This is a genomic window from Streptomyces sp. NBC_01788, from assembly GCF_035917575.1.
GTDB lineage: Bacteria > Actinomycetota > Actinomycetes > Streptomycetales > Streptomycetaceae > Streptomyces.
The window spans coordinates 7509360-7528924 of sequence record NZ_CP109090.1; the positions used below are offsets into that span (position 1 = coordinate 7509360).

Sequence of the window (19565 nt, forward strand, 5' to 3'; positions counted from 1 at the left end):
CCACCGGCCCGGCGGTCGGAGGGCCGGGCCGGGGCCGCACCGTCCCAGCCAAAACCCTCCGACCGATTCGCACAAGGGTGCAAATCGCGACAATCGTGGCGCCGAATCTCCGTATGCGCGATATTTCCGAGGCTCACCCGCGGTGTCGGGGCCCCGTGCCTCCGCGGGGGGTCCGTCGCCCTCGCGGGAGTCCCGCGGGTACTCCGTGCCCCGTGTTCGGTGCTGCTCCGACCGGGTGATGTGCGCGCCGTGGGGCGCGGCCCGGCGTCAGCTCCAGCCGTAGCGCTCCCGCAGGCGGTGCACCACGAGGCCGAACCGCATCCGGTCCAGCGCGCACGCCTCGCGGCGCATGCCGTCCTGGTGCAGCCGCAGCACCCGGTCGACGTCCACCCACGAGTCCCGGCCCGACCGGTCCCAGGGGCCGCTGCCGATGGCCACCCACCGGGGCAAGCCCCGGCTCCCCTGGAGCGGCTGCGCCGCGCCCCTTGCCGCGCCGTCGTGCGCCTTGCTGGTCAGCTGCACGGCCAGGAGGGTCCCGGCGGCCTCCCGGGCCACCACCAGCACCGGCCGGTCCTTGCCCCGGCCGTCGTTCTCCTCGAAGGGCACCCAGGTCCAGACGATCTCCCCGGGGTCCGGGTCGCCGTCGTGCGCGGGCGCGTACTCCGTGTGCACCCGGTCCACCTCGTGAGGGTCGGCCTCGGTGGTGGCGGTGGGGCCGTAACGGCCGGGCGTGTTCTCATCGGTCTCATCGGTAAAGGCAGTCACGGGGGAACCCTAGAGCGTGATCACGAAGCCTCACCATGGGGGCGGATCCGCATACCGGGGCGGCGCCGGTGGACAGTCAGGCAGGCCAGTCCGTCCGGGCCCGCGGTGAGGCTGCGGGTGGAGCCGTGCGGCAGCCAGACCGTCGCGCCCTCGGTCAGCTGCCGCGGCTCGTCACCGGTGCCGGCGCCGAGGACACCGCTGCCCGCGACGACGAACAGCAGGACGTCCAGGTCCCGTTCGCGGTGCGGCGCCACGCGCGTGCCGGGTGCCAGCCGTACGACGTTCGCGTCGAGCTGGCGTCCGGACTCGTCCAGCTTCCACAGCACGCCTCCCGGTACCGGAGGAGTGGCGGCCAGCGCCCGGGCGTCGCACAGGACCCGCGGTTCCGCTTCCTGTTCCGGCTCCGGCGCCGCGTGGCCGGCCGGCCCGGTGCCGTGCTCGGAAGGCGATGTCATCGTGCACCCCTCATCTCGGTCCGCCGGGGCGGTGTCCCGGGCCCACGATTATTACATGTAGTATTCGTGAAAATTTGCTTCCGCTGCGGAGCTTCGGGTGAAGAGAGCTGAGTGGACGTGACCACCCCACGGGAGAGCCCCCGCCGACGCGAGGTGCTGGACGTGCTGCGGGCCGCGGCCGAGCCGCTGGGGGTCGCGGAGGCCGCCGAGCGGATCGGGCTGCACCCCAACACCGTGCGCTTCCACCTCGACGCCCTGGTGGCCGAGGGAGTCGTCGTACGCCAGGTCGAGGAGCCCTCGGGGCCCGGCCGGCCCCGTACCGTCTACGCCCCCCGGCCCGGCATGGACCGCCGGGGCACGCGCGGCTACCGGCTGCTGGCGCAGATCCTGCTCGGGCAACTGGCGTCCCAGGGCCCCGGGGCGCGCGAGGCCGCGACGGAGGCGGGCCGCGCCTGGGGCGGTTTCCTGGTCGACCCGCTGCCGCCCTCGCCGCCGCCCACGGCGGAGCGGGCCGCGGCCCGGCTCGTCGCGCTCCTCGACGACCTCGGCTTCGCCCCGGAGTCCGAGGGCGGCGGCGTCGGCAAGCCGCCGGAACGGATCCGGCTGCGCCACTGCCCCTTCCTCGAACTGGCCGAGGAGCAGGGTCAGTTGGTGTGTCCGATCCATCTGGGCCTGATGCAGGGGGCGTTGGCCGAGCTGCGGGCACCACTCGTCGCGACCGGACTGGAACCGTTCGCGGAACCCGACTTCTGCCTGGCCCACCTGGCGGCCCGCCCGGTGGGGGTGCCGGTGACGGCGCCGGGTGAGCGACGTGACGGGTCCCGGTAAGTCCCGTACGTGCCGCACGTACTCGCGAAAGGTGACATATCGATGAACACCACGGCGGCCGCCATCGCGAGCGCGGTCACGTTCGTCTGGCTCGGCATGGTGCTGGCCATCTCGTTCCTGGAGGCCCCGCTGAAGTTCCGCGCTCCCGGCGTGACCATCCCGATCGGGCTGGGCATCGGGCGGCTGGTCTTCCGGGCGCTGAACCTCGTCGAGACCGCCCTGGCCGTCGTGGTGATCGTCACGGTCGCCGCGGGCGGGCCGCCGGCCCGGGTCGCCGGGCTGACCGCGGCCGTCGCCGTGCTGCTGCTCGCCCAGTTGGCCTTCGTACGTCCTCGCCTCAACCGCAGGTCCGACATGGTGCTGGCCGGTGAGGAGGCCGGTGAGGACCGGCCCCGCTCGCGCGGCCACCTCGCCTACGTGGCCGTGGAGACCGTGAAGGTGGCGGTCCTGATCGCGCTCGGCGTCAGCCTGCTGGCGGCGTGACCGGGTTCGCGGTCAGCTGTTCCGCAACCAGTGCGCGACCTGCTCCGGAGTGGAGCGCGGCGCGTCGATGAGGTGGGGAACGAAACGGGCCCGGCGGTCGGTGACGATCTCGTCGGACTCGCGGATGCCGATGCCGGCCGACCTGCCGCCGACGACCCACGAGCCGATCACCATGTGGTTGCCGTCGAAGGACGGCGGCCGGTGGAACTCCTGGAACAGGAAGGGCCCGTCGTCGAACGAGCCCGCCTGGTCGAAGTGGTGCTCGGCGGAACGGACCTTGATCGAGGCGCCCTCCCAGCCCCACAGGGGCTTGGCGACCCATTCGGCCAGGTCGCGGGGCCCGTCGAGGTAGGACGGCAGGAGGTTCGGGTGACCGGGGTGCAGCTCCCACAGCACCGCGAGGATCCCCTTCGTGGACAGCAGCGCCTTCCACATCGGCTCCAGCCACCGCGTCGAACAGGGCTCGGCCTCCAACTGCGGGGCGTAGAGGCTTTCGAACGCCCAGTCCCACGGGTACATCTTGAAACAGGACTCGATGGGGACGTCGCTCAGGTCCACGAAGCGCCGGATCCCGCTGTGCCAGCCGATGTCCTCCATCGTCAGGCCCACCGTGAGAAGACCCGCCTCGACGGCCGTGTCCCGCAGGTACGCCGTCGTGATGACGTCCTCGTCGGGTTCGTCGGCGGAGTGCGCGAAGTGGACCCGGCCGCCCAGCCGCGGAGCCAGGCTCCGCCACGTCCGCACCAGGCGCTCGTGGATCGTGTTGAACTGGTCGTGCTCCGGGTGCACGTCCTCGAGCCACTGCCACTGCAGCACCGCGGCTTCGAGCAGCGCCGCCGGAACATCGCCGTTGTACTCGTACAACTTGACGTCGCCCGTGCCGTCCCAGGCGAAGTCGAACCGGCCGTAGATGCTTGGTGACTCCTTGTCGAGGGTTTCGAGCATCGGCCTCGTCCAGCGGGGGTCGATGCCGAGGCGTTCGACGTCGCTCTTCTCCAGGACGTGCCGGGCCGCCGCCACGCACATCGCGTGCAGTTCCTCGGTGACGTCCTCCAGGTGGTCCACCTCCTGCGAGGTGAGTACGTAGGCGGCGCTCTCGTTCCAGTAGGGCAACCCGCGGCCGTCCGGCAGGGTTTCGGTGTGGAACGGAAGGCCGGACTGGAGCACGGTCTGCTCCCAGCCGGGCCTCGGTGTGCGGGGTTCTCGTCGCATGGATCAGCCGCCGACCGATCCGCCCTTGGCGGAGAAGCCGCCGCGGACGACGTTGCCCGACTTCGGCGCGGTGAACGAGCCGCCGCCCTTGGTCAGGTCGACCTTCTGCCCGACGGCGGGGGCCTTCTCGCCGCGCGGGGTGTACCACCAGCCGTAGTTCTTTCCGCCGGTGCCGCCTGCCCCACCGCCGGCCCCACCGGATCCGCCGGGGTTGCAGTGACTGTCCGCCACGCGTTTCTGCGTCAGCTTGTCCACGCAGGTGCCCTGGTAGTCCGGGCCGCTGGAGCAGCCACTGAGGGCTATCGCCATCGCGACCGCACCCACGGCGCCGACCGACACCTCGATGGAGCGGCGACGTGAACCGGTGTGCTGCTGACTCGTCACGAACAGATCCCTTCGGATACGTCTGCTGATCCACGGCAGAGGCGTGCCGCGCGATACGGCGTCGTGACGGGCGGAGTACGCGGGGAACGGCCACGTCGCACCGGCGGCGTGAAGCCGCCCCGCGCCAGGTCGACATGCCCCGTTCATTCCGACCGTTCCTTGCCATGTACTGGTACTTGGCCTGTCCAACATACCGTTGACGCGTACGCGCAAGGTGTCCGGGACCGGACGGTCGGACTTCCCTCCTCTTTCATGAGGGGTCTACCGTTATTCGCCTGTACCGGCAGCACTTGGGGGAATCCGTGCGAACTCGTCTCGTCGCCGCTGTTCTGACGTGTGCCGCGGCCGGCGCCCTCGTCGCCTGCGACCCGGCGGCCGGCGGCGGGTCGCAGGGCGGCCGCAACCCGTCGGCCTCCGCCGCTCCAGGCGGCAGCGGGCCGGGGCGCGACGGCAAGCCGGGCGGCAATCGGCAGAAGAAGGTGCCGGCCTTCGTCGGCATGGGGTTGCAGTCCGCGCAGGACGCCGCCCACAAGCAGGGATTCCGCTCGCTGAAGTCGCACGATGCCCTGGGGCGCGGCCGGATGCAGGCCTTCGACCGTAACTGGAAGGTGTGCAGTCAGAACGTGGCGGCGGGTACGACGGTCTTGACCGGTACGACCCTGGACTTCGGCGCGGTCAAGCTGGAGGAGTCCTGCCCCACCAAGGACCAGGCCCCGCCGTCGGTTCGGGGCGGGAGGATGCCCGTCTTCAAGGGGAAGTCGGTGAAGGCGGCCCGTGCCGCCCTCGACGCGCATACGTCGCTCACGGTGAAGGACGCGTCGGCGCACCACCGTTGGGTGCTGGTGGAGAGCAACTGGCAGGTGTGCTCGCAGACTCCGGGGCCGGGAACCCGGCTGAAGGGGCAGCCGGTGTCCTTCACTGCGGTCAAGTTCGGGGAGTCCTGCCCGTAGCTTCGTGCAGAGCCGGGCGGTGCAGAGCCGGTTCGTGAAAGGCCCGCTCGGAAAAGGCCGGGAGGGGCCGGCGCCCGGCGGGCGCCGGCCCCTCCCGGGGGTGCTCAGGCGGCAGCCGCGTCACCGGTGTGGCCGTGCAGGCGCGCGACGACCTCGGTGAGCTGGGCGGCGACCTCGGCGTCGTCGACCGGGTGGGTCTCGGCGAAGCGGGTCACGGAGCCGGGGATGGAGAGCTTGATGTCCTCGATCACCTTGCCGCCGGCGATGCCCGCGGCCTTGCGGGTGTCGTCCTGCGCCCAGACGCCGCCGTACTGGCCGAAGGCGGTGCCGACGACGGCGACGGGCTTGCCCACGAGGGCGCCGGCGCCGTACGGGCGGGACAGCCAGTCGATGGCGTTCTTCAGGACGGCCGGGATGGTGCCGTTGTACTCGGGGGAGAACAGCAGGAAGGCATCGGCGGAGCCGGCGACCTCGCGCAGCTTGGCGGCCGCGGCGGGCACGCTGCCCTCGACGTCGAGGTCCTCGTTGTAGAACGGGATCTCGGCCAGGCCCTCGAAGAGCTCGACCTCGGCGCCCGCGGGGGCGAGCTTGACGGCGGCCTCGGCGAGCTGGCGGTTGTGCGAGCCGGCGCGGAGGCTGCCGACGAGCGCGAGGATGCGGACAGACATGGGGGTCTCCAAGGGGGATGACACAGTGGCGTTAAGGATCCGGACCGAGGTCCGTTTATTTTTCTACCACCATAAGCGGACCACGGTCCAGTTCTGTTCCCGATGCCTTACGCTGTCCTCATGTCGCGCCCCCTGCCGCCCCCTCCGAAGCCCCAGGAGCCTCAAGAACCTCAGGAGACCCGGAAGCTGTTGGCGCAGCCGGTGCTGCTCGAATTCGGAACCGGTGAGGACGAGCCGTGCCTGCGCGCCGACGCGGCCCGCAACCGCGCCCGGCTGCTGGACGCCGCCGCGCGCCTGGTCGCGGAGCACGGCGCGGCGGGCGTCACCATGGAGGCCGTCGCCGCGGCGGCCGAGGTGGGCAAGGGGACGGTCTTCCGCCGCTTCGGCGACCGCACCGGTCTGCTCAGGGCGCTGCTGGACCACTCGGAGCGGAAGTTCCAGGCCGCGTTCCTCAGCGGGCCCCCTCCGATGGGTCCCGGCGCGCCGCCCGCCGAGCGGCTGCGGGCCTTCGGCTGCATGGCGCTGCGCCGCGCGGCCGACGAGCTGGAACTGCAACTGGCGGCCGATCCGGGCCCGGCCCGCCGCTTCGCCGTACCCGCCCGCCAGGTCCATTACGCCCACGTGGCGATGCTGCTGCGACAGGCGGCGCCGGGCGCCGACAGCGAACTCCTCGCCCACACCCTGATGGGCTACCTCGAGCCCGCCCTCATCCACCATCTGACCCGGCAGTGCCAGATGCCGATGGAACGGCTCCAGGCGGGCTGGCACGACGTGGTGGCGCGCATCACCACCACGGAGCCGGCCTGCTGAGAGCGGGAGACCCAGTCCGGGCGACCCGGCAGACCCGGCCGGGTCCGCTGTGCGCGGCGAACGCCTCCGGCGGACGCCGCTGGGCGGTCGTCACGTCGCGCCCTTCGGCGAGCCGCGGCCATGGCCCGGCGGGGGAAGCCCGCGCCGCGCGAGGCGGCTTCGACGAACCTGCTCCGCCACGAGTACATCCTCACGGAGCGCGGGCACTCCCTGCGGCCCGTGATGGTCGCCCTGGCCGCCTGGGGCAACCGGCATCTCGCCCCGCAGGACCGGTCCATGATCCTTGTCGATGCCGAGACCGGCCAGGAGGCCGAGCCGGTCGTGGTCGACGCCCGCACCGGGAAGAGCCTCGACGACAGCGACGCGTATGTGTTCACCGCAGGGCCGGCCGCCGGCGGGCCGATGCGGGCGCGCTGTACCGAACTGGAGCGGCAGCGGCGATCGCGAAGCGCAGAGCCGGAGCCGGGCGCGGCGTAACCGCACTGCCTGCCGACCGCCGCCGCGACGCCGACCGGCCTTCAAGGCGACAAGGCGCGCGAGTGGCCGTCCCGTAAGCGGCCGCGGCGGTTTCGGCGTCACCCGGTCGGGCGGTATGGGCGGGCCGCCGCCCTGGGCGGTCCGGCGTGGCCCGGGGTGATGTCCGCGGGGCGCGGCACGCGGTCGACGCCGGCCCCGCGTCCCCGCCCGCCGCCTGCCGACCGGGGCGTCGCACGGGCGGCGCGGCCCGGTGACGCGACCTGCGCGTACCGCACGCCACGCGCCCGACCCACCCTGCCCTCATCTGTTGCCGTTTCAACTTCGGTCTGCAATAAGGCAGTTCACCGGACGGACAGTCCCCGGCTTCTGCCAAGATGCGGTACGTCATGGTGCAGATTCCGAAACCCGCCGCGCCCCCGACGCCCGCTCCGCGCTCCGTGCCCACGAGCGCCGACGTGGCCCGACTGGCCGGCGTCTCGCGCGCGACCGTCTCCTACGTCCTGAACAACACCAGAGCCGTTCGCATCAGCGAGCCCACCCGCCGCCGGGTCCACGAGGCCGCCGAGGAACTCGGGTACGTGCCGCACGCGGCGGCGCGCAGCCTGCGCGCGGGGCACAGCCGAATGGTCCTGATGCCCGCCCCGGCCCTCCCGGCAGGCCCGCTCTACAGCCGCTTCCTGGACGAACTCCAGTGGGCGCTCGGCCTCCTCGACTACACCGTCGTGCAGCACGCCACCGCCTGCCTGCCCGGTGACGCGGCCGTACGGGCCTGGGCCGAACTGCGCCCCGTCGCCGTCCTGGTGTCCGGCGTGGGGCTCGGACCCGCCGGAGTGGCGGTGCTCAAACGCTCCGGCGCGCGTGCCGTCGTCACGCTGGGCCCGGAGCCCGTCGAGGGCGCCCACGCGCTGCTCATGGACCACGAGAGCGTCGGTCACCGGGCCGGCGCCCACCTGTACGCCCGCGGCCGGCGCCGCATCGGCGTGGTCGTACCCGAGGAACCCGGACTGGACACGTTCTCCCGGCCCCGGCTCGCCGGCGTACGGCGAGCCCTGCGCGGCACCGACGGCGACGTGACCGAACTGCCCCTCGGCTACGACGAACGGTCCGCCGCCCGCCTCGCCGCCCGCTGGCGCGACCTCGGCCTCGACGCGGTGTTCGCCTACAACGACGAGTACGCCATGCTGCTGATGCGCGCACTGCAGGACGCGGGCGTACGCGTCCCCGAGGGGACAGCCGTGATCGGCGCCGACGACCTCATGCTCGGGCGGCTGCTGCGGCCCCGGCTGAGCACCGTCCACATCGACCTGCCCTCCGGCCGCGACGTGGCCGAACTGGTCGACCGCGCCGTACACGACCCGGCGGCCCCGCCCGAACGGCACGCGGTGCTGGGCGCGACGGTGGTCCACCGCGACTCCAGCTGAACCGCGACACCGATCACTCGGACTGCTGACCGCCCTGCTGCTCCGCGACCGCCTTGCGGACCTCGTCCATGTCCAGCTTGCGCGCCTGCCCGATCACGTCCGTCAGGGCGGCCTCGGGCAGCGCGCCCGGCTGCGCGAACACGGCGACCTGGTCACGGACGATCATCAGCGTCGGAATGGACTGGATGCCGAAGGCCGCCGCCAGCTCCGGCTGGGCCTCGGTGTCCACCTTGCCGAACACCAGGTCCGGGTTCTCCTCCGCCGCCTTCTCGTACACCGGGGCGAACTGCCGGCACGGCCCGCACCAGGACGCCCAGAAGTCGATCAGGACGAACTCGTTGTCCGTGACCGTCTGGTCGAAGTTCTCCTTGGTGAGCTCCACGGTGCTGCTCATGGTGTATCCCTCTTCCTGGTGCTTCCGGGTGTCGGCCTACTGGCGTGGGGGCGAAGCCGTGGGCACAACACGGCCGACCCCATGGGTATTCCGCGCACGTACCCGTGTGGCCAGGGCGCACACCACCCACCAGACTGACGCCATGACCGAAACGGAAACCATCGCGTACGACGTCGTGGTGCTGGGCGCCGGACCCGTGGGGGAGAACGTGGCCGACCGCACCCGCGCGGCCGGCCTGTCCACCGCGATCGTGGAGAGTGAACTGGTCGGCGGCGAGTGCTCGTACTGGGCGTGCATGCCCAGCAAGGCCCTGCTGCGCCCGGTCATCGCCCGCGCCGACGCCCGCCGTCTTCCGGGCCTGAGCCAGGCGGTGCGCGGTCCCCTCGACGCCGCCGCGGTCCTGGCCCGCCGGGACGAGTACACCTCGCACTGGCACGACGACGGCCAGGTGCGGTGGCTCGACGGCATCGACGCCGACCTCCACCGCGGGCACGGCCGGCTGGCGGGTCCGCGTACGGTCACGGTCGACGGCCCCGACGGCACCCGCAGGACGCTCACCGCACGGCACGCCGTCGCCGTCTGCACCGGAACCCGCGCCCAGCTTCCGGACCTGCCCGGACTCGACGCCGTCAAGCCGTGGACCAGCCGCGAGGCCACCAGCGCCGAGCGGGTGCCGGGGCGGCTGATCATCGTGGGCGGCGGTGTGGTCGCCACCGAGATGGCCACCGTGTACCAGGCGCTCGGCGCGCAGGTCACCGTCCTGGTCCGGGGCAAGGGGCTGCTGCCCCGGATGGAACCCTTCGCCGGCGAACTGGTCGCCGACGCCCTCACGGAGGCCGGCACCGACATCCGCACCGGCACCGCGGTGGAGTCGGTAGCCCGAGAGAACGGCACCGTCGTGGCCGTCACCGTCGCCGGTGACCGCGTCGAGGCCGACGAGATCCTCTTCGCCACCGGACGCGCGCCGCGCACCGAGGACATCGGCCTGGAGACGGTGGGCCTGGAACCCGGCTCCTGGCTGCCGGTCGACGACACCCTGCGCGTGCACGGCAGCACGTGGCTGTACGCGTGCGGCGACGTGAACCACCGCGCGCTCCTCACCCACCAGGGCAAGTACCAGGCCCGGATCGCGGGCGACACGATCGGCGCCCGTGCGGCCGGTGTGCCGCTGCTGGGGACGGACCCGTGGGGCGCGCACGCCGCCACCGCCGACCACCACGCCGTACCGCAGGTCGTCTTCACCGACCCGGAGGCCGCGGCCGTCGGCCTGTCCCTGGCCGAGGCCGAACAGGCCGGCCACCGGGTCCGCGCCGTCGACGTCGACCTCTCCACCGTCGCCGGGGCCGGCCTGTACGGCGACGGCTACCGCGGCCGCGCCCGCATGGTCGTCGACCTCGACGAGGAGATCCTGCGCGGTGTCACCTTCGTCGGGCCCGGCGTCGGCGAACTGCTCCACTCGGCGACCGTCGCCGTCGCCGGGCAGGTCCCGGTCGGTCGTCTGTGGCACGCGGTCCCGTCCTACCCGACGATCAGCGAGGTGTGGCTCCGCCTCCTTGAGGCCTACCGGGGCTGACCGCGCGCCCGCACGGCCGCGTGCGCCTACGGCAGTTCGAAGCCGAGGGCCCGCGCGGCCCGCCCCGGGGTCGGCTGGTTCCAGCGGTTGGCCATCGCGTCGTTGGAGGACAGGGAGCGCGGTTCGGCGCGGTCGAGGTAGAGGGTGCCTTCGAGGTGGTCGGTCTCGTGCTGGACGATCCGGGCGGGCCAGCCCGAGAGCACCTCGTCCACCGCCCGACAGCGCTCGTCCAGGGCCCGCAGGCGCACCTCGGCGTGCCGTGCCACCACGGCCTGCCAGCCCGGAACGCTCAGGCAGCCCTCGTAGAACGCGGCGCGCCCGGTGCCGACGGCCTCGTACGACGGATTGACCAGCACCCGGAAGGGCAGCGGCACCCGTCCGCGCGCTTCGCGCACCTCCTCCGGCACCGGTGCCGGGTCCTCGACGACCGCGATCCGCAGCCCCACCCCGACCTGCGGCGCGGCCAGTCCCACGCCCGGTGCCGCGTGCATGGTCAGGCGCAGGGCCTGGACGAAGCGGGTCAGCAGCGCGGGCTCCAGCTGGCCGTCGAACGGTTCGGCGGGGCGCCGCAGCACCGGGTCGCCGGCGGCGACGATGGGCAACGGGCCGCCGTCGGCGAGGAGTTCGTCGACCTGCTCGGCGAGGGGCGTACGCGCGTGGGGGGAAGCCATCACGCCAGGATGTCACGGGGGCCGGCCGGCCCGGCCCGCCCGACGCACGCTTGTACGGAGGGCAGGGGCGTGCGGCACGTGTGCGCGCACCCGGCGTGCGGCACCCCTGGCCGCGCCCCGGTGTGAAGTAGCGTGGTGCGACACGCCGACGCCGGAGGGAGACGCACATGACGACGCCACAGCGGCGCGCCCGGCGCGGGCAGGGCGAACTGGAGGTCCAGGTGCTCGGCGCGCTCCGCGAGGCGGACGGCCCGGTCACCGCGGCCTGGGTGCGGCAGCGGCTCGGCGGCGACCTCGCCTACACCACCGTGGTCACCATCCTGACCCGGCTGCTCGCCAAGGACGTCGTCTCCCGCGAGCGCCGCGGCCGCTCCTTCGTGTGGACCCCGACTGCGGACGTCGCCCGCCTCGCGGCGCTCCGGATGCGCCGCCTGCTGGACGGCGAAAGGGACCGCGAGGCGGTGCTGACCAGCTTCGTCACCGCGCTGCCGCCCGGCGACGAGCAGGTGCTGCGCGCGCTGCTGGACGCGGCGGAGGCCGCGGACGACGACGGCGCCCGCCATCCGAGGGGCGACGGTACGGGACACTGACGCCTCATGGGGCTCTACGTCTTACTGCCGCTGGTACTGCCGCTGTCCGCCTGGCCCGTCGCATGCCGGGCCGCACCGCGCCTCCATCCGCGCACGGCCACCCGGCTGCTGACCTGGGTGGCCGCCGTCACGGGCGGATGCAGCACGCTGTGCCTCGCCCTGCTCGCGGTCATCGGCGTCGCCGAGCTGACCGGCGGCCCGGTCCCGGACGGTTGGGCCGATCCCGAGTTCAGGTCGGCCGTCTCACGTGACCGGGTCACGGGCCGGGCGGCGATCCCGGCGCTGGGACTGGTCGCGGTGGCCTGCGGGCGTACCCTGTGGCGCCACCGGCGGGTGGCCCGCCGAGCCCGCCGGGCCCTGACCGGGGTGCGCGGCGCACCCGTCGTGGTCCTGCCCGACAGCACGCCGTACGCCTATGCCCTGCCCGGCAGCCGAGACCGGATCGTCGTCACCACGGCGCTGCTGGACGGCCTCGCCCCGGACGAACGGCGTGCCCTGTTCGCGCACGAACGCGCCCACCTGGCGGCCCGCCACCACCGTCACCTGCTCACCGTCCACCTGGCCGCCTGCGCCAACCCCTTCCTGCGGCCGCTGCGTTCCGCCGTCGTCTACACCGCCGAACGCTGGGCCGACGAGGACGCGGCCCGCGCGGTCGGCGACCGGCGCGTGGTGGCGCGGGCGGTCGGCAAGGCGGCCCTGCTGTCGTCGGGCGCGCCCGCGCCCACTCTCGCCGCGGTGGCCGCCGGCGGTCCGGTGCCGCGCCGGGTCGCCGCCCTGCTGGCGCCGGCACCGGCGGGCCGGCACTGGCCGCCGGTCTTCACGGCGGTCGGCGCCGCCGTGTGGGGCGCCGCCGCCGGTGCGGTGGTGTCCGCGATGTCCTCGGCGAACTCCGCGGTCACCCTGTTCCTGCTCCTCCACCCGGTGTGATTTACGGGAGGTCGCCCGCCAGGGCGGAGGCGACCCGCAGGTGCGTCTCGGCCTCGTCCCGGCGACCCTGCCGCTGAAGGGTGCGGCCGAGCATCAGCCGGGCGTAGTGCTCCACCGGGTCGCGCTCCACGATGACACGCAACTGGTCCTCAGCCCGGCGCAGTTGCGCCGAGTGGTAGTAGGCACGCGCCAGCAGCAGCCGGGGCCCGGTCTGCTCCGGGACCTCCTCGACCAGCCCCTCCAGCACACGGGCCGCGGCCGCGTAGTCCCGGGCGTCGAAGAACATCCGCGCCCGCTCCCAGCGCTCCGCAGGGGTTCCGTGCTCGTAGTACGTCGTGTCCACTGGTGACCTCCTCCGGTGCCTCGTTCCAGAGCCACCGGCTGCCACAACCGGCACGGTTGGTTGAATATTCCACTACAGCGTTCCCCGTCGTCGATGCGGCCGCCGAGCCTCCTGCGCAGCCGCCATGCGGTGAGGACGAGCCAGCCTGCCCGGTCGGAGGTGAGGACCTGGACCGGATCTCCCTCGTGCGGTACGCCGAACACAGCTTCAACGCCTCGACGTTCACCGCCCGCGTGGTCACCTCCACCCTCTCCGACCTCTATAGCGCGGTCACCGCCGCCATCGGCGCGCTGAAGGGTCCGCCGCACGGCGGCGTCAACGAGGCCCTGGCGACCAAGCGGAAGATCAAGGGCTTCGGCCACCGTGTCTACAAGCACGGCGACTCCCGCGTCCCGATCATGCAGAGCGCCCTGGACCGCCTGGTCGCCCGCGCCGCCGACCCCGAGATGACCCGCCTGGCCACGCTCCACGCGGCCCTGCGGCACGCCATGCTCAGCCGCAAGGGCATCCACCCCAACCTGGACTACCCGGCCGGGCTCGCCTACCACCTGATGGGCTTCGACACCCCCGCGTTCACGCCCCTCTTCATGATGAGCCGCGTCACCGGCTGGACCGCCCACATCACCGAACAGCTCGCCCACAACGCCCTCATCCGCCCCCTGGCCTCCTACGACGGGCCACGGCAGCGGCCCGTGCCCGGGGCCCGGTGACGACTGGACGCTTGTCCGCTCCGGCCGGGGGCGCCGGCCGGAGCGGACGTGACGCGCCGGGGGAGTCCTACGACACCTCACCGCGGACGGTGCGCGCCGCCGCGACCAGGTTCTCCAGGGAGGCCCGGGTCTCCGGCCAGCCGCGGGTCTTCAGACCGCAGTCGGGGTTGACGCACAGCCGTTCGGCGGGGATGGCCTCCAGACCGGTGCGCAGGAGGTCGGCGGTCTCCTCGGCGCTCGGGACGCGCGGGGAGTGGAAGTCGTACACGCCGGGCCCGGCCTCGCGCGGGTAGCCGTGAGCGGCGAGTTCGCGGGCGACCTGCATGTGGGAGCGGGCGGCCTCCAGGCTGATGACGTCGGCGTCGAGGTCGTCGATGGCCTGCACGACGTCGCCGAACTCGGCGTAGCACATGTGGGTGTGGATCTGGGTGTCCGGGCGTACGTCGCCGGTGGTGATCCGGAACGCCTCCGTGGCCCACGCCAGGTAGGCCGGGCGGTCGGCGGCGCGCAGCGGCAGGGTCTCGCGCAGGGCGGGCCCGTCCACCTGGATCACCGAAGTGCCCGCCGCCTCCAGGTCGTTCACCTCGTCGCGCAGGGCGAGGGCGACCTGGCGGGCGGTGTCGGCGAGAGGCTGGTCGTCGCGGACGAAGGACCAGGCGAGCATGGTGACCGGACCGGTGAGCATGCCCTTGACCGGCCGGTCGGACAGGGACTGCGCGTACGTCGTCCAGCGCACCGTCATCGGGTCCGGACGGGAGATGTCGCCGGCCAGGATCGGCGGGCGGACGTACCGGGTGCCGTAGGACTGGACCCAGCCGTGCTGGGTGGCGAGGTATCCGGTGAGCTGCTCGGCGAAGTACTGCACCATGTCGTTGCGTTCGGCCTCGCCGTGCACCAGCACGTCGAGGCCGGTCTTCTCCTGGAAGGAGATCACCTCCCGGATCTCCGCCTTGACACGCTCCTCGTACCCGGCGGTGCCGATCCGGCCCGCGCGCAGATCGGCCCGGGCGGCGCGCAGTTCGCCGGTCTGCGGGAAGGAGCCGATCGTGGTGGTCGGCAGCAGCGGCAGGCCGAGGTGGGCGCGCTGGGCGGCGGCCCGTTCGGCGTAGGGCCGGCAGCGGCGGGCGTCCGCGTCGGTGACGGCCGCGGCACGGGCGCGGACCTGCGGATCGCGGGTGATGGGGGAGTGCGCGCGGGAGGCCAGGTCGGCGCGGTCCGCGGCGAGTTCGGCGGCGATCGCGTCCGTGCCGTGGGTCAGGCCCTTGGCGAGGGTGACGATCTCGGCGGTCTTCTCCCGGGCGAAGGCGAGCCAGCGCAGGATCTGCGGCTCGATGTCACGCTCGGCCGTCGTGTCCAGCGGCACGTGCAGCAGGGAGCAGGAGGCCGACACGTCGACCCGGTCGGCGAGGCCCAGCAGGGTGCCGAGCGTGGCCAGGGACGCCGACAGGTCGTCGACCCAGATGTTGCGGCCGTTGACGACCCCGGCGACCAGCCGCTTGCCGGGCAGTCCGCCGGCGGCGGCAAGGGCGTCCAGGTTGGCCGCCGCCTCGGTGAAGTCCAGCGCGAGCCCATCCACCGGGGCCTTGGCCAGCAGCGGCAGCGCGTCGCCCAGACGGTCGAAGTAGGAGGCGACCAGCAGCTTGGGCCGGTCGGTGAGCGCGCCGAGTTCACGGTAGGCGAGGTCGGCCGGGACATGCGTCCGGTTCCGCTCGCTACGGGATCCGGTGCGCGTCCTCGGCTCCCACCCGCCCCGCGTACTCCGCCAGCCCGTCCGCGGTCTCGCCCGCCCAGCCCACGTAACCGTCCGGGCGGATCAGGAACACCCCCGCGCCGTACGCCTCGGCCGCCGTGTCCGTGCCTGTCGTCAGCAGGGTCCAGTGCGGCCCCCGGAACGCGTCGAACAGCCGTGTCCCGTCCACCGTCCCGTCCGGCGCGCGGTCGCCCGCGCGCACCGGTCCGGGGGAGCGGCGGGTTTCCTCCGTGAGGGAGGAGGTCCGGTAGCCCAGGCCGAGTTGGCGGGTGGCCCCGCCGCGGCGGGTCTCTCCGCGGTGGACACTCGTGGAGAGGGCGAGCATCCCGGCGGCGATCGGCCGCCGTTCCTCCTCGTAGGTGTGGAGGAGGGAGCCGGGCACGCCGTCGCGCAGCACCGCGCCCAGCTTCCAGCCAGGTTGTAGGCGTCCTGCACGCTGGTGTTGAGGCCCTGGCCGCCGGCCGGTGAGTGGATGTGCGCGGCGTCCCCGGCGAGGAGGACCCGGCCCTCGCGGAAGCGGTCCGCGAGCGCCGCCCGCGGGCGGAAGTCCGAGGCCCACCGCACCTCGGTCAGGTCCTCGGGGGCGAGGTGCGAGCGGGCTGCGACGACCTCGCGGATGTCGTCGAGGGACAGGTCCACCGCGGTGCCCTCCGGGAACCCGGCCACGACCTGGAAGTCCTCGGTGCCCGCCAGCGGGCAGATCGCCATGAAGCCGCCGTTCTCCGTCTCGGCCGGGAAGATGTGCCAGTTGTCGCGGTCGAGACCGGTGAAGCGGACGTCCGCCACCAGCGTCGGACTCGGATCGACCGTCTCGCCGGTCATGCCGATGCCGAGCGCCCGGCGCACCGCCGAGCGGCCGCCGTCGGCGGCGACCACGTACCTGGCCGTCACCTCGGCACCGGAGGCGAAGCGCACGGTCACGCCGTCCTCGTCCTGGGCGAGGCCGACCGCCTCCCGGCCGAGAACGACCCGCCCGCCCAGCTCCTCATCCGGCGGGCGGTGAGCCGCCCGCGGCGGACCTGCCGACCCGGCCGGGGCGCGAGACCATGGTGGCGTAGGCAGCGGTCTCGGCCGGGAGCGCGGGGGCGAGTCGAGAGGAGGCGTCGACGGTGGAGTCTGCCGAAGCCTTCATGGGAAAGGCCGGAAACGAGCCCGCGGCCCCGTCCGGCGGCCTGCTGGACTCGCTGAGCGTCTCGGCGGTGGTGCTCGACGCGCAGGGGCGCGTGGTCTTCTGGAGCCCCCAGGCCCAGCAGGTCTTCGGCTACAGCGCCGGGGAGGCCGTGGGACGGTACGCGGCCCGGCTGATGGTCGACGAACGGCACCGGGACCTCGTCGTCGCACTGTTCGCCCAGGTGATGACGGAGGGCACGGGGTGGGCCGGGGCCTTCCCCGTCCGCCACAAGGACGGCAGCTCCCGCCTGGTGGAGTTCCGCAACATGCGGCTGGAGGGCGCGCACGGGGACTACTACGCGCTCGGCATCGCCGCCGACCGCGCCGTCCTGCGGACCATGGAACGCGACCTCGCGCTCTCCGCCCGGCTGGTCTCGCAGTCCCCGATCGGCCTGGGCATCGTGGACACCGACCTGCGGTATCTCGTGGTCAACCCCACACTTGAGCGCGTGAACGGCCGGTCCGCCGAGCAGCATGTCGGGCGGACCGTCCGTGAGGTGCTGGGCTTCATGGACGCCGTCTGGGTCGAGACCGCGATGCGCCGCGTACTGGACAGCGGTGACCCGCTGCTGAACCAGCTCATCCTCGCCCCCACCCCTTCCGACCCCGGGCGTGAGCACGCGTGGTCGGTCTCGTACTACCGCCTGGAGGACAAGGCGGGGCGGGCGCTCGGGGTCGCGATCGAACTCATCGACGTCACCGCGCAGCACCGCGCCTCCGCCGAGGCCGCCGCCGCGCGGCAGCGCCTCGCTCTGATAGCCGACGCCTCGGCGCGCATCGGGACGACCCTCGATCCGGCCACCACCGCCGACGAGCTCGCCCGTGTCTGCGTGCCGGACGTGGCGGACCTCGCCGCGGTCGACCTCCTGGACGCGGCGCTCCAGGGCGGCGACCCCGGCTGGAGACCGGGCAGCCCGATGGCCATGCGCACCCTGGCGGTCGTCGCCCACCCGGACCCGGGCGTCTCCCTCCCCGTCGGGTACGTCGCCCGGTTCGCGCCGCACCACATGGTCGCCCGGTGCGTCACCACCGGCGGACCGGTCCTCGCCGCCCGTGTCACCGTCCGTGACCTCGCCCGCCTCGCCCCGGCCCACGCCGCCAACGCCCTCGCGGAGGTCAAGGCCCATTCCTGCCTGGTCGTCCCGCTCGTCGCCCACGGCCGCGTCCTGGGCGCCCTGGCACTGGCCCGCAGCGGCAATCCCGTGCCATTCGGCGACGACGACGCCGCCCTGGCCCTCGAACTGGCCTCCCGCGCGGCCGTCAGCATCGACCACGCCCGCTGGTACCAGAACCAGCGGACGGCCGCCGAGGACTTCCAGCGCAGCCTCCTGCCCAGGGAACCGTCGCGGCGGCCGGGCCTGGACATCGCCTGCCGCTACCAGCCCGCCTCCACCATCTGCGGGATCGGCGGCGACTGGTACGACGCGATCGCGCTGTCCGACGACAGGACCGCCCTGGTCATCGGCGACGTGATGGGCAGCGGCAGCGGCGCCGCCGCCACCATGGGCCAGCTCCGTACGGCGACCCGCACCCTGGCCGCGCTCGACCTGGACCCCGCCGCGGTCCTGTCGCACCTCGACCGCATCACGGGCGAGCTGGAGCAGCGGTTCGCCACCTGCACGTACGCCGTGTACGACCCGCGCCGCGCCTGCTGCCACGTCGCCATGGCCGGACATCTGCCGCCGGTCCTCATCCCCGCCTCGGGCGCTCCGCGGCTGCTCGACCTCCCGACCGGGGCGCCCCTCGGCGTGGGAAGCGTCCCCTTCGAGACCACCCGCCTCCGGATCGGGCCCGGGGACGGGCTGCTGCTCTACACCGACGGTCTCGTCGAGACCCGCAGCCACTCGCTCGACGCGCAACTGGCCACGCTGCTGGGCCTCCTGACAGGGCCACCGGGTCCGCTGGAAGAGACCTGCGACCATCTGCTGGACGCTCTGCGCAGCCCCGAGGAACCCGACGACGTGGCCCTGCTCCTCACCCGCGCCGGCCGGAGCTAACCGGTGGCGGACGCGTCGTCGTCCGTGCCGAGCGCGTCCCGCAGGAACCGCACGGCCTGGTCGATGGCCGCCCGGGCGGCCTTGGAGTGGCTGAGCGAGTTGAGCATCATGAAGTCGTGCACCGTGCCGTCGTAGCGCACCGTGGTCACCGGGACGCCGGCGGCGCGGAGCTTGGCGGCGTACGCCTCGCCCTCGTCGCGCAGCACGTCGGCCTCGTCGACGAGCAGCAGGGCGGGCGGCAGTCCGGCGAGCTGCTCGCTGGTGGCCCGGTTGGGGGACGCGGTGATCTCCTCGCGCTGGTGCGGGTCCGTGGTGTAGGCGTCCCAGAACCACTCCATCAGCTTGCGGCTGAGGTAGTAGCCGTTGGCGAACTGGTCATAGGAGTCGGTGTCCATCGCTGCGTCCGTGACCGGGTAGTACATCGACTGGTGCACGAACCTGACGTCACCGCGCTCCTTGGCCATCAGGGCGAGCGCCGCGGTCATGTTCCCGCCGACCGACTCGCCGGCCACCGCCAGCCGCCGGGCGTCCAGGCCCTTCGACTCTCCCTCCCGGGTGATCCACTGCGCGGTCGCGTAGCCCTGCTCGATGGCCACGGGATAGCGCGCCTCCGGCGAGGGCGTGTACTCGACGAAGGCCACGGCGGTACGGGCGCCGACCGCCAGCTCGCGCACCAGCCGGTCGTGGGTGCCCGCGTTGCCCAGCACCCAGCCGCCGCCGTGCATGTACACCACGACGGGCAGCGTTCCGGTGACGCCCCGCGGCCTGACGAGGCGGACCCGTACGTCGCCCACGGAGGCCGGTACGGTGATCCACTCCTCGTCGACCGGCAGTTTGTCGACCGGCGCGGCCTGAAGGTCGTCGAGGACCTTGCGTGCTTCGGCGGGCTCCATCTCGTACAGGAAGGGGTGCTTCGAGGTCGCGTCGGCGAGTTCCTGCGCCGGACGCTCCAGGACGATCGTGCTGGACTGAGCGGCCATGGCGATG

At 73.4% G+C, this 19565-nt stretch carries 18 protein-coding genes and 4 pseudogenes; 11 read left to right on the plus strand and 11 right to left on the minus strand.

Annotation, left to right across the window (positions count from 1 at the left end):
- Positions 1-267: 267 nt before the first annotated feature.
- Positions 268-765, minus strand: coding sequence for a type II toxin-antitoxin system PemK/MazF family toxin (locus OIE49_RS33350; protein WP_326805537.1), 498 nt, complete (start codon positions 763-765; stop codon positions 268-270).
- A 20-nt stretch (positions 766-785) separates the two neighbouring features.
- Positions 786-1220 (minus strand): cupin domain-containing protein, encoded by a 435-nt coding sequence (locus OIE49_RS33355; protein WP_326805538.1) that lies wholly within the window; start codon positions 1218-1220, stop codon positions 786-788.
- A gap of 111 nt (positions 1221-1331) precedes the next feature.
- On the opposite strand from OIE49_RS33355, the gene OIE49_RS33360 reads away from it, so the two are divergent.
- Both OIE49_RS33360 and OIE49_RS33365 read left to right on the plus strand, forming a co-directional pair.
- A complete protein-coding gene (locus tag OIE49_RS33360; RefSeq protein ID WP_326805539.1) occupies positions 1332-2048 on the plus strand; it encodes a helix-turn-helix transcriptional regulator in 717 nt (238 codons plus the stop codon).
- 42 nt (positions 2049-2090) lie between these two features.
- Positions 2091-2531, plus strand: coding sequence for a hypothetical protein (locus OIE49_RS33365; protein WP_326805540.1), 441 nt, complete (start codon positions 2091-2093; stop codon positions 2529-2531).
- A gap of 12 nt (positions 2532-2543) precedes the next feature.
- Here the strand turns inward: OIE49_RS33365 and OIE49_RS33370 are convergent, their stop codons facing one another.
- Positions 2544-3743, minus strand: coding sequence for a glutathionylspermidine synthase family protein (locus tag OIE49_RS33370; protein ID WP_326805541.1), 1200 nt, complete (start codon positions 3741-3743; stop codon positions 2544-2546).
- Between the two features lie 3 nt (positions 3744-3746).
- A complete protein-coding gene (locus OIE49_RS33375) occupies positions 3747-4127 on the minus strand; it encodes a hypothetical protein (RefSeq protein WP_326805542.1) in 381 nt (126 codons plus the stop codon).
- Between the two features lie 302 nt (positions 4128-4429).
- Here OIE49_RS33375 and OIE49_RS33380 point away from each other — a divergent pair, with 302 nt between their 5' ends.
- Entirely contained in the window at positions 4430-5077 is a 648-nt protein-coding gene (locus OIE49_RS33380) for a hypothetical protein (protein WP_326805543.1), read from the plus strand.
- A 104-nt stretch (positions 5078-5181) separates the two neighbouring features.
- Here OIE49_RS33380 and OIE49_RS33385 read toward each other — a convergent pair whose 3' ends face one another.
- Positions 5182-5745: an NAD(P)H-dependent oxidoreductase gene (locus tag OIE49_RS33385; protein WP_100570313.1), complete on the minus strand. Its 564-nt coding sequence runs from the start codon at positions 5743-5745 to the stop codon at positions 5182-5184.
- A 120-nt stretch (positions 5746-5865) separates the two neighbouring features.
- On the opposite strand from OIE49_RS33385, the gene OIE49_RS33390 reads away from it, so the two are divergent.
- The 3 genes and pseudogenes from OIE49_RS33390 (at position 5866) to OIE49_RS33400 (ending at position 8453) form a co-directional block, all read left to right on the plus strand.
- The gene (locus OIE49_RS33390; protein ID WP_326805544.1) at positions 5866-6555 is read left to right on the plus strand and encodes a TetR/AcrR family transcriptional regulator; all 690 of its coding nucleotides are present in this window, start codon (positions 5866-5868) and stop codon (positions 6553-6555) included.
- Positions 6556-6702: 147 nt separating this feature from the next.
- A pseudogene (locus OIE49_RS33395) lies at positions 6703-7032 on the plus strand (winged helix-turn-helix transcriptional regulator); the annotation flags it as partial.
- Between the two features lie 386 nt (positions 7033-7418).
- The gene (locus OIE49_RS33400) at positions 7419-8453 is read left to right on the plus strand and encodes a LacI family DNA-binding transcriptional regulator (protein ID WP_401739967.1); all 1035 of its coding nucleotides are present in this window, start codon (positions 7419-7421) and stop codon (positions 8451-8453) included.
- A 13-nt stretch (positions 8454-8466) separates the two neighbouring features.
- Here OIE49_RS33400 and trxA read toward each other — a convergent pair whose 3' ends face one another.
- Positions 8467-8847 carry a thioredoxin gene (trxA, locus tag OIE49_RS33405; protein ID WP_100570316.1) on the minus strand — a complete coding sequence of 127 codons (381 nt, stop codon included), beginning with the start codon at positions 8845-8847 and terminating at the stop codon, positions 8467-8469.
- A 142-nt stretch (positions 8848-8989) separates the two neighbouring features.
- Between trxA and OIE49_RS33410 the strand changes: the two genes are divergently transcribed.
- A complete protein-coding gene (locus tag OIE49_RS33410; RefSeq protein ID WP_326805547.1) occupies positions 8990-10420 on the plus strand; it encodes a dihydrolipoyl dehydrogenase family protein in 1431 nt (476 codons plus the stop codon).
- Positions 10421-10446: 26 nt separating this feature from the next.
- Here the strand turns inward: OIE49_RS33410 and OIE49_RS33415 are convergent, their stop codons facing one another.
- A complete protein-coding gene (locus tag OIE49_RS33415) occupies positions 10447-11091 on the minus strand; it encodes a peptide deformylase (RefSeq protein ID WP_326805548.1) in 645 nt (214 codons plus the stop codon).
- A 167-nt stretch (positions 11092-11258) separates the two neighbouring features.
- Between OIE49_RS33415 and OIE49_RS33420 the strand changes: the two genes are divergently transcribed.
- Both OIE49_RS33420 and OIE49_RS33425 read left to right on the plus strand, forming a co-directional pair.
- Positions 11259-11681: a BlaI/MecI/CopY family transcriptional regulator gene (locus tag OIE49_RS33420; protein ID WP_326805549.1), complete on the plus strand. Its 423-nt coding sequence runs from the start codon at positions 11259-11261 to the stop codon at positions 11679-11681.
- 6 nt (positions 11682-11687) lie between these two features.
- The gene (locus OIE49_RS33425; RefSeq protein ID WP_326805550.1) at positions 11688-12608 is read left to right on the plus strand and encodes a M56 family metallopeptidase; all 921 of its coding nucleotides are present in this window, start codon (positions 11688-11690) and stop codon (positions 12606-12608) included.
- A gap of 1 nt (position 12609) precedes the next feature.
- Here OIE49_RS33425 and OIE49_RS33430 read toward each other — a convergent pair whose 3' ends face one another.
- Complete coding sequence (locus OIE49_RS33430; RefSeq protein WP_326805551.1) at positions 12610-12951, minus strand: tetratricopeptide repeat protein; 342 nt, start codon at positions 12949-12951, stop codon at positions 12610-12612.
- Positions 12952-13127: 176 nt separating this feature from the next.
- Here OIE49_RS33430 and OIE49_RS33435 point away from each other — a divergent pair.
- A pseudogene (locus OIE49_RS33435) lies at positions 13128-13661 on the plus strand (citrate/2-methylcitrate synthase); the annotation flags it as partial.
- Between the two features lie 67 nt (positions 13662-13728).
- Here OIE49_RS33435 and metE read toward each other — a convergent pair.
- Positions 13729-15342, minus strand: a pseudogene (metE, locus tag OIE49_RS33440) (5-methyltetrahydropteroyltriglutamate--homocysteine S-methyltransferase); the annotation flags it as partial.
- A gap of 31 nt (positions 15343-15373) precedes the next feature.
- Positions 15374-16395 (minus strand): annotated as a pseudogene (locus OIE49_RS33445) (FAD-dependent monooxygenase); the annotation flags it as partial.
- A 125-nt stretch (positions 16396-16520) separates the two neighbouring features.
- On the opposite strand from OIE49_RS33445, the gene OIE49_RS33450 reads away from it, so the two are divergent.
- Positions 16521-18578, plus strand: a complete 2058-nt coding sequence (locus tag OIE49_RS33450; RefSeq protein WP_326805552.1) for a SpoIIE family protein phosphatase — start codon at positions 16521-16523, stop codon at positions 18576-18578.
- On the opposite strand, the gene OIE49_RS33455 is transcribed toward OIE49_RS33450, so the two are convergent.
- Complete coding sequence (locus OIE49_RS33455; RefSeq protein ID WP_326805553.1) at positions 18575-19558, minus strand: alpha/beta hydrolase; 984 nt, start codon at positions 19556-19558, stop codon at positions 18575-18577. The two genes, OIE49_RS33450 and OIE49_RS33455, sit on opposite strands and share 4 nt — an antisense overlap.
- Positions 19559-19565: the final 7 nt, after the last annotated feature.

Bases quoted from the DNA above. Each gene is read 5' to 3' on its own strand.
- OIE49_RS33370 (WP_326805541.1), bottom strand. From the start codon at position 3,743: ATGCGACGAGAACCCCGCACACCGAGGCCCGGCTGGGAGCAGACCGTG.
- OIE49_RS33400 (WP_401739967.1), top strand. From the start codon at position 7,419: ATGGTGCAGATTCCGAAACCCGCCGCGCCCCCGACGCCCGCTCCGCGC.
- OIE49_RS33420 (WP_326805549.1), top strand. From the start codon at position 11,259: ATGACGACGCCACAGCGGCGCGCCCGGCGCGGGCAGGGCGAACTGGAG.
- OIE49_RS33355 (WP_326805538.1), bottom strand. From the start codon at position 1,220: ATGACATCGCCTTCCGAGCACGGCACCGGGCCGGCCGGCCACGCGGCG.
- OIE49_RS33410 (WP_326805547.1), top strand. From the start codon at position 8,990: ATGACCGAAACGGAAACCATCGCGTACGACGTCGTGGTGCTGGGCGCC.
- OIE49_RS33390 (WP_326805544.1), top strand. From the start codon at position 5,866: ATGTCGCGCCCCCTGCCGCCCCCTCCGAAGCCCCAGGAGCCTCAAGAA.
- trxA (WP_100570316.1), bottom strand. From the start codon at position 8,847: ATGAGCAGCACCGTGGAGCTCACCAAGGAGAACTTCGACCAGACGGTC.
- OIE49_RS33455 (WP_326805553.1), bottom strand. From the start codon at position 19,558: ATGGCCGCTCAGTCCAGCACGATCGTCCTGGAGCGTCCGGCGCAGGAA.
- OIE49_RS33385 (WP_100570313.1), bottom strand. From the start codon at position 5,745: ATGTCTGTCCGCATCCTCGCGCTCGTCGGCAGCCTCCGCGCCGGCTCG.
- OIE49_RS33415 (WP_326805548.1), bottom strand. From the start codon at position 11,091: ATGGCTTCCCCCCACGCGCGTACGCCCCTCGCCGAGCAGGTCGACGAA.
- OIE49_RS33365 (WP_326805540.1), top strand. From the start codon at position 2,091: ATGAACACCACGGCGGCCGCCATCGCGAGCGCGGTCACGTTCGTCTGG.
- OIE49_RS33425 (WP_326805550.1), top strand. From the start codon at position 11,688: ATGGGGCTCTACGTCTTACTGCCGCTGGTACTGCCGCTGTCCGCCTGG.